The sequence below is a fragment of the Nocardia harenae NBRC 108248 genome (assembly GCF_001612885.1).
GTDB classification, from domain to species: Bacteria; Actinomycetota; Actinomycetes; order Mycobacteriales; family Mycobacteriaceae; genus Nocardia; species Nocardia harenae.
Genome location: NZ_BDBH01000007.1, coordinates 515,197 through 527,447, shown reverse-complemented (window position 1 = coordinate 527,447; position 12,251 = coordinate 515,197). Strand labels below are relative to the sequence as shown.

Sequence of the window (12,251 nt, the reverse complement as noted above, 5' to 3'; positions counted from 1 at the left end):
TACCGGGGCACCGCATAGGGTGAACGGGCGGCGCCGATCTCCGGCGCCTCCCGAGCCGAGGAGCCACGCTGCGCTACTTCTACGACTGCGAGTTCATCGAGGACGGCGTCACCATCGACCTGGTCTCGATCGGGGTCGTGTGCGAGGACGGCCGCGAATACTACGCCGTCTCCACCGAATTCGACGAGAGCAGGGCCGGGCCGTGGGTGCGCAAGCACGTGCTGCCGCGGCTGCCGCCGCCGCACTCGCCGCTGCGCCGCTCCCGCGAGCGCATCCGGACCGACCTGGAGAGCTTCTTCCTGCCCCGCCCGACCGTGCAGCCGGAGCTCTGGGCCTGGGTCGCCGCCTACGACCACGTGGCGCTCTGCCAGCTCTGGGGCTCGATGGTCGAGCTCCCGACCGCGCTCCCGCGCTACACCAACGAGCTGCGCCAGCACTGGGACGCGCACGGCCGCCCCGAGCTGCCCCCGGTCCCCGCCGACGCGCACGACGCGCTCGCCGACGCCAGGCACAACCTGGCCAAGTTCGACGCCATCGAGGCTTTCCGGCGGCGCAGCCGCTGATCGGAACCCGGCCGGGCACGGCACCGGCCACAAACACGGGACGGGCCCCGGATCCGCGCGGATCCGGGGCCCGTTCCGATCGGGAGAGCCGGGCGCTCAGTGGTGCCCGTTGCTCCCGTTGTGACCGTTGCGCTCGGCCTCTTCCTGCACCCGCTGCAGCACGGCGAGCTGCTTGCGCTCCTCCGCGTGCTCGTGCTCGAAGTTCCGCTCGCTCTCCTGCACCGGGTCGGCGCGCAGGAACGAGCCGGTGCCGGGCTGGCCCGCCGAGCCGAGCTGGTTCATCCGCTTGGGCACGACCGCGCCCTGGTACTCCAGCGGAATCGGGTGGCCGTGCGAGTCCACCGGGCCGAGCGGCTGGTGCACCTCGATGTACTCGCCGTGCGGCAGCCGCTTGATCACGCCGGTCTCGATGCCGTGCTCCAGCACCGCCCGGTCGCTGCGCTGCAGCCCGATGCAGAACCGGTACGCCAGGAAGTAGGCGATCGGCGGGGCGACGAGCAGGCCGATCCGGCCGATCCAGGTGGTGGCGTTCAGCGAGATGTCGAACTTCAGCGCGATGATGTCGTTGACGCAGGAGAGCGTCAGCACCACGTAGAAGGTGATCGCCATGGCGCCGATCGCGGTCCGCACCGGCACGTCGCGCGGCCGCTGCAGCAGGTTGTGGTGCGCCTGGGTGTCGCCGGTGAGCCTGCGCTCGATCCACGGGTAGGCGACCAGCAGCGTGAAGACCAGCCCCATGATGAGCGCCACCCAGAAGGCGGCGGGCACCGTGTAGCGGCCCAGGTAGAGCTCCCAGGCAGGCATCAGCCTGGCCATGCCGTCGGTCCACATCATGTAGAAGTCGGGCTGCGAACCGGCGGAGACCTGCGACGGGTTGTACGGGCCGAGATTCCAGATCGGGTTGATCTGCAGCACGCCGCCCATGATCGCCACGATGCCGAGGGTGAAGGCGAAGAACGCGCCCTGGTCGGCGGCGAAGACCGGGATGATGCGGGCGCCCACCACGTTGTTCTCGGTGCGGCCGGGGCCGGGGAACTGGGTGTGCTTCTGGTACCAGACCAGTGCGACGTGCGCGGCGATCAGCGCCAGGATGATGCCGGGCAGCAGCAGCACGTGCGCGATGTAGAGCCGCGGGATGATGATGTCGCCGGGGAAGTCACCGCTGAAGATCAGCCAGTGCATCCAGGTGCCGATCACCGGGATCGAGATGGTGATGCCGGAGAAGGCGGCGCGCAGGCCGGTGCCGGAGAGCAGGTCGTCCGGGAGCGAGTAGCCGAAGAAGCCCTCGAACATCGCCAGGATCAGCAGCAGCGAGCCGATCACCCAGTTCGCCTCGCGCGGCTTGCGGAACGCGCCGGTGAAGAAGATCCGGAACAGGTGCACGATGATCGACGCCGCGAAGAGCAGTGCGGCCCAGTGGTGCACCTGGCGCACGAAGAGGCCGCCGCGCACCTCGAAGGAGATGTTCAGCGCCGTTTCGTAGGCCCGCGACATGCCGACGCCGCGCAGCGGCTGGTACGAGCCGTCGTAGACGACGTGCGTCATCGACGGGTCGAAGAACAGCGTGAGGTAGATGCCGGAGAGCAGCAGGATGATGAACGCGTACAGCGCGATCTCACCGAGCAGGAACGACCAGTGGGTCGGGAAGACCTTGTTCACCGACCGTTTCACGAAGGCGGCGGCGCGGTAGCGCTCGTCCATCTCGTTCATCTGGGCGGCGGCGCGGCCGCCGGTTGCCTCTGCACTCATGATCGACGCTCCCAATAGGCGGGCCCGAGCGGCTCGATGAAGTCGCGGGCGGCGACGAGGTACCCCTCGGCATTGACGGTGATCGGCAGCTGCGGCAGGGCGCGGGCGGCCGGACCGAAAATCGGTTTGCCCCATTCGGTCGCGGAGAACTGCGACTGGTGGCAGGGGCACAGGATCCGGTTGGTCTGCTGCTCGAACAGCGAGGTCGGGCAGCCGAGGTGGGTGCAGATCTTCGAGTAGGCGAAGTAATCGCCGTAGTTGAAGCTCTCCTGGCCCTTGCGCTTGATGGCGCTCTCCGCGTCCTCGGTGCGGAGCCGGATCAGCATCACGGCATTGCGGATGCCGCGCAGCGACTGCAGCATCTCGTGCGAGTCACCACGCCACTTCTCCTTCCACGGGAACACCGTCTCCATGGCGCCCGCGTCCAGGTCTTCGGGCCGCACCAGCACGACGTCTTCCGGCCGGCCGGTGTCGCGGCGCAGGTAGATGGTCTCGCCGGCGTAGTCCGGGGTCCAGCCGGAGACCCACAGCGGCGACTTGTCGCGCTTGGCCCACGGGTTCTTGATCATGCCGCCGACGAACACGAGCAGCGCGCCGACGCCGAGCACGCCGACCCCGGCGCCCGCGGTGCGGGTGATCATCTTGCGGCGGCCGAGCGTGGAGGTCTCCAGCGCGTCCGACATCTGGGCGGCGAGGGTGCGCCGCTCGACCTCGTCCGACGGGCCGTCGTGGCGGGTCTGGATGGAGAGCTCGTGCGGGATGAACTTCTTCCGGATCAGCACCACGGCGATGCCGATGACCAGCACCGAGATCCCGAAGGTGAGCCCGACCAGCGGGGTGAAGAGCGCGTACTCGGCGTGCCCCGCCTCGTTCGCGCCCTTGAACTGCCAGGGCCAGAAGAGGAAGACCCCGACCAGCGCGGCCGCGGCGATCCCGGAGATCGCGAACCAGAAGGTGACGGCCCGCTCCGCGCGCTTCTCGGCCCTGGTGCCAGGCACCGGGAACCGCTCGGCGCGGTAGGCCACGTCGACGTCGTCGCGCGCGGTGCCGATGGCGACCAGCTCGTCCCGGGAGAGCCCGTCGAGCTGCTCGGCGGTGAAGGTACCCTTGGGGTCGATCGTCGGCTCGGCAGCGTCGTGCCGCTCAGCGGCGGACTGCCGCTCGGCGCTCTCGGATCCCTCGTCCGGCCGGACCATGTCGTTGCGCTCCTCTGCACTCATACCCGGGTTCCGATCCACATCGCGGCACCGACGACCGTCGTGATGCCGACCACCCAGATGGCGAGCGCCTCGGTCGCGGGGCCGAATCCGCCGAGGTCCCAGCCGCCGGGCGCCTTTTCTTCCCTGACGTTCAGCACGTACGCCACGATGTCCCGCTTCTCCTCCTCGCTCAGCTGGCGATCGGAGAACTTCGGCATGTTCTGCGGGCCGGTAAGCATGGCGGCGTAGATCTGCTGCTCGCTGGCGGGCGCCAGCGGCGGGGCGAACTTGCCCGAGGAGAGCGCGCCGCCGCGGCCGGTGAAGTTGTGGCAGGAGGCGCAGTTCATCCGGAACAGCTCGGAGCCGCGGCCGATGTCGTCGCCGCGCAGCGACTCCTGGGCAATCTCGCCGTTCTCGTCGCGGATCACGGTGGGGCCGCCGCCGTTGGCCGCGATGTAGGCGCCGAGCGCGTCGGTCTGCTGCGGGTCGAACTTCGGCGGCTTCCGCTCGGCCTGGGCCTCGTTGCGGGTCATCGGCATGCGGCCGGAGGAGACCTGGAAGTACACCGCCGCCTCGCCGACGCCGATCAGGCTCGGGCCGCGGTCCTCGACACCCTGCAGGTTGGCGCCGTGGCAGGTGATGCAGGAGGTGTCGTACAGCTGATTGCCCTCGCGGATGAGCGCGGAGGTGTCCTCGTTCGCCGTCGCCACCTGGGGCTCCGGGGTGAGGGCGGTCGAGAGGAAGCCGGCTCCGACCAGTCCCACCAGGAGCGCGAGGCCGCCCGCGATCCGCCTGCGCAGCCTGCGCTGCCTGCGGATCGTGCTGGCCTCGCCCTTCCCGGGGCCGGCGGGCTTCGGCGCTGACGGGGGAGATGAACTCATCTGTGTCCCTTTGGAGTAGACGGAACCGACGTTACGTTGTCGCCACGCCCGCGTCAGCGGACGAAGTAGATCGTGGCGAACAGCCCGATCCACACGATGTCGACGAAGTGCCAGTAGTAGGAGACGACGATCGCCGCGGTGGCCTGCGCGGGCGTGAACTTGCTCATCTTCGTGCGGGCCAGCAGGAAGACGAACGCGATCAGCCCGCCGATCACGTGCAGGCCGTGGAAGCCGGTCGTGATGTAGAAGACCGAGCCGTACACGCTGCTGGAGATCGAGGTCCCCTCGTGCACCAGGTGGTAGTACTCGTAGCCCTGCCCGGCGACGAAGAACGCGCCCATGGCCAGGGTGATGACATACCAGCGCCGCAGCCCGAACACATCGCCCCGCTCGGCTGCGAAGACGCCCATCTGGCAGGTGAATGAAGACGCGACCAGGACCGCGGTGACCGGAACGGCGAGACCCAGGTTCAGCTCGGTCGGCTCCGGGGGCCAGTTCCCGTTCGCCTGCGCGCGCGCGACGAAGTACATCGCGAACAGGCCGGCGAAGAACATCAGCTCGCTGGACAGCCAGATGATGGTACCGACGCTCACCATGTTGGGCCGGTTCAGCGAGTGCACACGCTGGGTAATGGCCGATCCTTGGGTCCCTACTGCGGTCGTCACGGGGTAAGTATGACTCGCCGTAGTACGACAGAGGTAGCCGGGTGCGAAAGTCGTGCTCGCCGTGTCGGGAACAACACGTCGCGTAGGAGGCTGGAGATGGTGGAGCGACCCTGGTGGCGGCGGCTGTTCGGGGCGGCGAAAGCCGCTGGTCTGGATCCGGCGCGGCCGGATCTGGTGGTGGTGGCGTCGAGTTTCGACGATGCCGAGGCCTGTTCGGCGGCGCTGAAACGGGGTGATCGGTTCGTTCCGGCGGACGAGGTGGTGCTGCGGCATCACCTCCGGGTGCCGGGCGAGCACGTCGCGCGGGTGTGCGAGCTGGCGGCGCAGGACGGGTATGCCCCGGCCCAGACGGATGAGCCCGGACTGCTGTTGCTGCAGCGGGTCCAGGTGCTCGACGCGCTGCACTGCTCGCAGGAACGCTCCCGCATGGCGGGGCTCGCCCAGCGCCATGACGGAGTGGCCGAGGGCTGGGAGGCGCTCCAGCCGGGCTGAGCCCGCGGAACTCCGGCTGTCGGCGCCCCTGTGACGCCGGGCGCCGGCAGCCGAGCCGGGCGGATGCGGTGCGGACCCGCCGCCCGCCGCGGCGGAATCCGGCGGCGCGGCGCCGCCCTCCCCTACTACTCTGCAACCCGACATCGTGACGAGGAAGAACGGGTGGAGATGAGCGTGCGCAGCTGGCCCCAGGTGCTCGGCGTACTCGCCGACGGCGGCGACCTGACGGCGGACGACACCACCTGGGTGATCGACGAGATCTTCGCGGACAATGCCACCGCGGCCCAGATCGCCGCCTTCGGCGTCGCCATGAAGATCAAGGGCCCCACCCCCGCCGAGCTGGGCGGCATGGCCGCGGGGATGCTCGGCCACGCCACGCTGGTGCGGGTGGACGGTGACGCGGTCGACATCGTCGGCACCGGCGGCGACCGCTCCGGGTCGGTGAACATCTCCACCATGTCCTCGGTGGTGGTGGCGTCGGCGGGGGTGCCGGTGGTCAAGCACGGCAACCGGGCCGCGTCCTCCAAGGCGGGCGGCGCCGACGTGCTGGAGGCGCTCGGCGTGCAGCTGGCGCTCGGCGCGGACGCGGTGGCGCACTGCGTGCGCGAGGTCGGGGTGGGCTTCTGCTTCGCGCCGCTCTTCCACGCCGGGCTCCGCTTCGCCGGACCCGCGCGCAAGGAGATCGGCATCCCGACCGTCTTCAACGTGCTCGGTCCGCTCACCAACCCGGCGCAGCCGCGCGCGGGGCTGGTCGGCTGCGCCTTCCCCGACCTGCTCCCGGTGATCGCCGGGGTCTTCGCCGAGCGCGGGGCCAGCGCGCTGGTGGTGCGCGGCAACGACGGGCTGGACGAGATCACCACTTCGGACACCACGGTGGCCTGGGTGGTCTCCGGCGGGGTGCGGCGGGAGACCGTGATCGACCCGGTGCGGGTCGGGATTCCGCGGGTGCCCCTCGACGCGCTGCGTGGCGGCGACGCGGTGGTGAACGCCGCCGTCGCGCGGGACGTCTTCGCCGGGGCGAAGGGGCCGGTGCGGGATGCCGTGCTGCTGAACTCGGCCGCCGCGATCGTCGCCTACGACCTGGCGACCGGCGCGGACGCCGCGGGTGAACTCGCGGCCGCGCTCGCCGCGTGCGGCCCCACGCACGGCGCGGACGCCGCACGCGAACCCGCGACGGCGGCCGACGCGGCGCTCGGCGACGCGCTGCACGCCGCGCTCGGCGCCGGGATCGAGCGCGCCGCCGCCGCGATCGACGGCGGGAAGGCCGCCGAGCTGCTGGACCGCTGGGTCGCGCTCACCGCCGTACTGGCGGGCTGAGCGCCCGGCGCACTGCCGAACGAGCAACCCCGCCGCCACGTCGGCGCTGGAGCACGACCTCACTCGCCGAGCGAGAACCCCGCCTCGACATCGGCGCTGGAGTACGACTTGAAGGCGATGTGCGTGGTGGTGCGCAGCACGCCGGGCACCTTGTCGATCCCGGCGGTGACGACCTCGGCGACCTGCTCGTGGTCGCGCACCCGCACGATGGCGATCAGATCGACGTCGCCCGCGCAGGAGTACACCTCGGTGACGCCCGCGGTGTCGGCGACCGCCTGCGCGGTCTCCGGGATGCGGGCGTTGTCGGCGTGGATCAGCACGATCGCGGTAATCATGGGTCTCAGCGTAGGCGCTCAGCCTGCCCGTTCCCGGTACTCCCGTTCCGGATCGGGCGGGCGGGCCGCCGCCCGCGCCTTCTCCGCCCACGCCAGGTGCGCCGCCGCGCCGGCCACCGGCTCGGCGTAGCCGGTCTCGGTGCGCACGATGCGCACCCCGGGCCGGGTCAGCCAGCGGGCCACCAGCGCCACCTCCTCCGGTGAGGCCCCGCGCAGGGGCGCGAGGTCGTCCTCGACGAGGCCCTGGGGCCCGCTCGATCGCCCCGGCGCCGCGGACCGGGGCGGCGGAACCACGGTCTCCGCGCCCGCGACGATGCTCTCGACCACCGGCATCGGCGGGGTTCCGCGCGGGGCGCACCCGGCCCCGGCCAGCCGCCCGTAGCGAATCACGGCGAACTCCCAGCCCCCTGCCCCGTCCGGCCCGGCGGCGATCAACTCGGGCAGCCGGGCCAGCGCGGCCAGCCGCTGGGTGCGGGCCAGCGCCACCACCACGTGCGCGGCCCGATCGCGCAGCCGCGCCGCCGCCTCGTAGTGCTCGCACGCGGAGCGCCGCTCGATCTCGGCGAGCATGGCGCGCAGCGGGGCATCACTGCGCCCGGCGAAGAGCGCGCGCACGGCGGCGGGCCGCTCCGCGTACCCGGCCGCGTCCAGCCCGTCGGCGGTGGCGGCCGGGCAGCCACCGACCACCGCGGGCGGGCAGCTGTGCCGCGCGCCCCTGGGCAATCGCCCCGCGCAGGTGCGAAGACCGCAGAACTCGGCCAGGCTCGCGGCCACATCCACCGCGTCCGCCCGCGACCGGAACGGTCCGAGCGCCACCCGATCCGGCTCCCGCACCACGGTGAACCGCGGGAACGCCTCCGCGCTGAGCGCGATCCACCACCCCCGCTTCGGGAACTTGGACCGCCGGTTGTACGGCGGCGCGTGCGCGACCAGCAGCCGCAGCTCGCGCACCCCCGCCTCCAGCCCGTGCGCGCACACCACGTGCTCCACCCGGGTGGCGAGCGCGACCATCTCCTTCATCCGCCCGCGCGTCTCCGAGCCGGTGAAGTAGCCGCGCACCCGGCGGCGCAGGTTCACCGCGGTGCCGATGTAGAGCACCTCGTCGCCGGGGCCGCGGAAGAGGTAGACGCCTGGCGCGGTGGGCAGCCCGGCGGCCAGCCCGCGTTTGGCGCGCTGCCCGGCGGAGACGTCGGGCAGGTAGTCGAGCAGCTCGGTCAGGCTGCGCACGCCAAGATTGCCGACCCGCCCGATGAGCGCGTGCAGCACGTCGACGGTGGCGCGGGCGTCGTCCAGTGCCCGGTGCGTCGGCTGCACGCTCGCGCCGAGCACCCGGGCCAGCACCCCGAGCCGCACCGAGGGCGCCTCGTCCCTGGCCAGCACCCGGCGCGCCAGCTTCACCGTGCAGACCACCTGCGGATTGGGCCACGGCGTCGCGCTGCGCTCGGCCGCGGCCTTCAGGAACGCGGTGTCGAAGCGGGCGTTGTGCGCGACCAGCACCGCGCCCGCGGCGAACTCCAGGAAGCCGGGCAGCACCGCCTCGATCCGCGGGGCCGCGCGCACCATGACGTCGGTGATCCCGGTGACGTGCACGATCGCGGGCGGAATGGCCCGGCCGGGGTCGATCAGCGTGGCGAACTCCCCGAGCACGACGCCGCCGCGCACCTTGACCGCGCCGATCTCGGTGATGGCGTCCGCCGCCGGGCTGCCCCCGGTGGTCTCCAGGTCGACGACGACGAAGGTGGTGTCGTAGAGCGGAGTGTCGAGCTCGTCGAACGCCAGTTGCGCGGACATGGCGGGCAGCGTAAACGGAGCCACCGACACGGGCGACAAGCGTGTAATTACCCGGCCGCGGTGGCCGAAATACCGTCTTGTGATCGGAGTCACCAATATAGATGGCAGCTATCGCAGCCGCCTTCTGCCTATACCGGGCGTACGGTATGCGAGCCCAAGTTCCGAACCATGCACCCACACCCGCGTCGGGCAATAGTGGCTCCGCCAACCGAGACCGCTCCCATCTGGGCGAACGTCATGCGAGCGCGCCTTGATCCGAAATCCGACACGCCCGGATGCAACCCCTGCGAAAAAGCGGCGTTTCCCTGAGTTACCGTTTCGTGATTGATGTGAGATCCAACTCAGATATGCATGGGTCGGTTTCCGAAATGTCCGGATGCCGTCGAGCCCGGGCTTTACAACCACCCGTGATCTGTTCGTAACCTTTTCGAGACCTCACGGAGTTCACGCCGCCCACGAAGCGGGTGTCACGAAGTCGCCGCACCACGGAGGTGCGCCGTCGTGAGGCAGAGAGGAAGACCCGCATCATGGCGAAGACCGCCAAGCGTGCCATGGCCGCAGGAGCCGTCGGAGCAGCCATCACCGGCGCGTTTCTCCTTCCCGCCGCACCCGCGTCGGCCCAGCCGATCACCATCCCCGGTGTCGGCACCTTCGATGTTCCGGACAACGTCCAGATCCCGCAGGGGCTCCCCGGCATCGAGCTGCCCGGCGCCCCCGGCGCCCCGCCGTTCGTCGCGCCGCAGAAGACCGCGGGCGAGCTGGCGCTGGACGCCGCGCTCTCCAAGGTCGGCTCGCCGTACGTCTACGGCGCCGCCGGGCCGAACGCCTTCGACTGCTCCGGCCTGGTCAAGTGGTCCTACGCCGAGGCAGGCGTCGAGCTGCCGCGCACCAGCGGCGCCCAGCTCTCCGCGGGCACCCCGGTCTCCATGGACGAGCTGGAGCCCGGCGACATGATCTCGTTCTACGGCGGCGGCCACTCCGGCCTCTACGCCGGTGACGGCAATGTGGTGCACGCCTCCACCTCCGGCCAGCCGGTGAAGATCGCCCCGATCTCCTCCATGCCGGTGACCGGCGCGCGGCGCTTCTGAGCGACCGCCCCCGCTCCCGGCGCCGCGCCACGCGACCGCGCGGCGCCGGGAATCTCCGCGCTCGGACCCGGGTGGACACGGTCCGCCACCGTTCCGTAACCTGATCGAGACCTTCGCGGGATCCCATTCCATCGACAGGACGAGGCGCGACAGATCGTGGCAGCACACCGAAGCCAGACCCGTGCCGTTGCGAGCACGTTCGCGGCCGCACTGGTCGCGGTCACGCTGTACAGCAGCGGCCCGGCAGGCGCCGACCCCGTCGCGCTGCCCGCCACCCCCGGTGACGCGGTGCAGCAGATGATCGACCTCTCCCGGCAGTCCGAGCAGCTCAACCAGCAGGCGCTGGACGCGGAGGCGGATCTCGAGGTCAAGCTCGGCGCGCAGCACGACGCCGATATCAAGCACGACGCGGCGCAGGCCCAGCTGGACGCCGCCCGCGCCGAGGTGCGCCGCTACCAGCCGATGATCGACCGCACCGCCATCGCCGCCTACCAGGGCGCGCGCACCAACCGGCTGTTCGCGGTCCTGGTCAGCGACTCCCCGCAGCAGCTGCTCGACCAGATGTCGACGCTGGACGTGATGGCCGCGCAGACCCAGGCGCAGCTGGACAAGTTCCGGCTCGTGACCGATGTCGCGAGCGCCGCCGAGACCGAGGCCCGCGCTGCCGCCGACTCCGCCCGCGCCGCCGCCGACAAGGCCGATGCCGTCCGCGCCGACCTGCGGCACAAGCAGGACGATCTGAGCGGCGCCGTCTCCCGGGTGATCGAGGCGTGGGGCAAGCTCTCCGCCACCGACCGGGCCGGGCTCGCCGGTTCACCCTTCCCGCCCGGTTTCGACCGCGACGCCCTGCTGCAGGGGCTGGTCCCCGGCAGCGGCACCAGCGCGCTGGCCGCCGGGCTCACCCGGGTCGGCGACCCCTACGTCTGGGGCGCCACCGGCCCGAGCCAGTTCGACTGCTCCGGCCTGGTGCAGTGGGCGTTCAAGCAGGTCGGCAAGAACGTGCCGCGCACCAGCTCCGCCCAGGCCAACTACGGCACCCCGGTGAAGAAGGAAGACCTGCAGCCCGGCGACGTCGTCTTCTTCTACCCGGAGGTCTCGCACGTCGGTATCTACGCGGGCAACGGGCTCATGCTGCACGCCTCCACCTTCGGCGTCCCGGTCGCGGTGGCGCCGATGAGCAGCACCCCGTACCACTCCGCGCGGCGTTACTGACCCCGGTGCGGCGCCTCGCGCTCGTCGCGGCGGCCCTGCTGGTGCTGCTCGGCGCCGGTGTCGCACTGTTCACCCTGCGGTCGGGGCCGGGTGAACCGGGCGAGCCGGGGCTCTCGGCCGCCGCGGCGGCCCATCCCCGGCTCCCCGAGGTCCGCCGGACCATGGAGGCGTACGGCCCGCTGATCGCCGAGGTGGCGCGAACCGCGGGCGGCGAGTCGCTGGTGGTCGGCCACGAGGAGCGCGCCGCCGACGTCGCGGCGCTGGCCGCCGAGCTCCCCGCCGCCGTCGACGCCGTCACCGCCGTGTGGGGCGAGGAGTGGGCGCGCACGGCGCTGCTCGTCGTCGCGGACAGCCCCGCCGAATTCGCCGGGCTGATCCGGGCCACCGGCCCGGTCTCGCCCGAGCTGGCCGCCGCCGCCATCGCAGACCCGTTCCGTCCCGGTACCACCCCGGCCGGCCAGCGCGTCGTCTTCTCCCCCGACGCCGGGCGCAGGCTCGGCCCGGACGGCCTCGCCACCCTGCTGCGCCACGAACTCACGCACGTCGCCGCGCGCGCCGTCACCTCCGACGCCGCCCCGCAGTGGGTGCTGGAGGGCTTCGCCGACTACACCGCGCACCGCGCGCGACCAGCCGCCTTCGCCGCCACCGCACCCACCCTGACCGCCGCGTTGCGCGCCGGTGCCGGCCCCGCCGACCTGCCCACCGACGCCGATTTCCGCGGCCGGGACGCGGTGCAGGCCTACGAGCGGGCCTGGTCGGCGCAGGCCTACATCGCCGACGCCTTCGGCGAGCAGGCCGTGCCCCGGCTGTACCGGCGGCTGGCCGCGGGCCCGCTGGACCCCGCGGCCGAGGACGCCGCGCTGCGCGCCGAGCTCGGCGTCGGCCGGGCCGAGCTGGTGGCGGGCTGGCTGGGGTGGATCGCCGGGCAAAGCGGCGTCGCCGCGGCCGGGTAGTTTTGT

The 12,251-nt window shown here is 71.9% G+C and carries 12 protein-coding genes; 6 read left to right on the top strand and 6 right to left on the bottom strand.

Features of this window, described 5'->3' with window-relative positions; genetic code table 11:
• Window positions 1-68 precede the first annotated feature (68 nt).
• Complete coding sequence (locus NH2_RS18010; protein ID WP_067655148.1) at window positions 69-563, top strand: polyadenylate-specific 3'-exoribonuclease AS; 495 nt, start codon at window positions 69-71, stop codon at window positions 561-563.
• 96 nt (window positions 564-659) lie between these two features.
• On the opposite strand, the gene qcrB is transcribed toward NH2_RS18010, so the two are convergent.
• From qcrB to ctaE, 4 genes are read right to left on the bottom strand one after another with little or no spacing between them, the layout of a single operon-like run.
• Entirely contained in the window at window positions 660-2,312 is a 1,653-nt protein-coding gene (gene qcrB, locus NH2_RS18005; protein WP_067655145.1) for a cytochrome bc1 complex cytochrome b subunit, read from the bottom strand.
• Window positions 2,309-3,508: a cytochrome bc1 complex Rieske iron-sulfur subunit gene (gene qcrA / locus NH2_RS18000; protein ID WP_084505670.1), complete on the bottom strand. Its 1,200-nt coding sequence runs from the start codon at window positions 3,506-3,508 to the stop codon at window positions 2,309-2,311. Before qcrA ends, qcrB begins: the two co-directional genes overlap by 4 nt.
• A gap of 20 nt (window positions 3,509-3,528) precedes the next feature.
• Window positions 3,529-4,392, bottom strand: coding sequence for a cytochrome bc1 complex diheme cytochrome c subunit (gene qcrC / locus NH2_RS17995; protein WP_084505632.1), 864 nt, complete (start codon window positions 4,390-4,392; stop codon window positions 3,529-3,531).
• A gap of 53 nt (window positions 4,393-4,445) precedes the next feature.
• Entirely contained in the window at window positions 4,446-5,057 is a 612-nt protein-coding gene (ctaE, locus tag NH2_RS17990) for an aa3-type cytochrome oxidase subunit III (protein WP_067655141.1), read from the bottom strand.
• Between the two features lie 96 nt (window positions 5,058-5,153).
• Between ctaE and NH2_RS17985 the strand changes: the two genes are divergently transcribed.
• Together NH2_RS17985 and trpD are read left to right on the top strand one after the other, a co-directional pair.
• Window positions 5,154-5,549 carry a hypothetical protein gene (locus NH2_RS17985; RefSeq protein WP_067655139.1) on the top strand — a complete coding sequence of 132 codons (396 nt, stop codon included), beginning with the start codon at window positions 5,154-5,156 and terminating at the stop codon, window positions 5,547-5,549.
• A gap of 168 nt (window positions 5,550-5,717) precedes the next feature.
• Entirely contained in the window at window positions 5,718-6,866 is a 1,149-nt protein-coding gene (trpD, locus tag NH2_RS17980; protein ID WP_067655810.1) for an anthranilate phosphoribosyltransferase, read from the top strand.
• A 59-nt stretch (window positions 6,867-6,925) separates the two neighbouring features.
• On the opposite strand, the gene NH2_RS17975 is transcribed toward trpD, so the two are convergent.
• Together NH2_RS17975 and NH2_RS17970 are read right to left on the bottom strand one after the other, a co-directional pair.
• Window positions 6,926-7,201, bottom strand: a complete 276-nt coding sequence (locus NH2_RS17975; RefSeq protein ID WP_067655137.1) for an Lrp/AsnC family transcriptional regulator — start codon at window positions 7,199-7,201, stop codon at window positions 6,926-6,928.
• 18 nt (window positions 7,202-7,219) lie between these two features.
• Window positions 7,220-8,992, bottom strand: coding sequence for a DEDD exonuclease domain-containing protein (locus tag NH2_RS17970; RefSeq protein WP_067655134.1), 1,773 nt, complete (start codon window positions 8,990-8,992; stop codon window positions 7,220-7,222).
• 527 nt (window positions 8,993-9,519) lie between these two features.
• Between NH2_RS17970 and NH2_RS17965 the strand changes: the two genes are divergently transcribed.
• From NH2_RS17965 to NH2_RS17955, 3 genes are all read left to right on the top strand, one after another.
• Entirely contained in the window at window positions 9,520-10,080 is a 561-nt protein-coding gene (locus tag NH2_RS17965) for a C40 family peptidase (RefSeq protein WP_067655132.1), read from the top strand.
• Window positions 10,081-10,236: 156 nt separating this feature from the next.
• Window positions 10,237-11,292 carry an NlpC/P60 family protein gene (locus NH2_RS17960; protein WP_067655130.1) on the top strand — a complete coding sequence of 352 codons (1,056 nt, stop codon included), beginning with the start codon at window positions 10,237-10,239 and terminating at the stop codon, window positions 11,290-11,292.
• A gap of 5 nt (window positions 11,293-11,297) precedes the next feature.
• Window positions 11,298-12,245: a hypothetical protein gene (locus tag NH2_RS17955; RefSeq protein WP_084505631.1), complete on the top strand. Its 948-nt coding sequence runs from the start codon at window positions 11,298-11,300 to the stop codon at window positions 12,243-12,245.
• The last annotated feature ends 6 nt before the right edge of the window (window positions 12,246-12,251 follow it).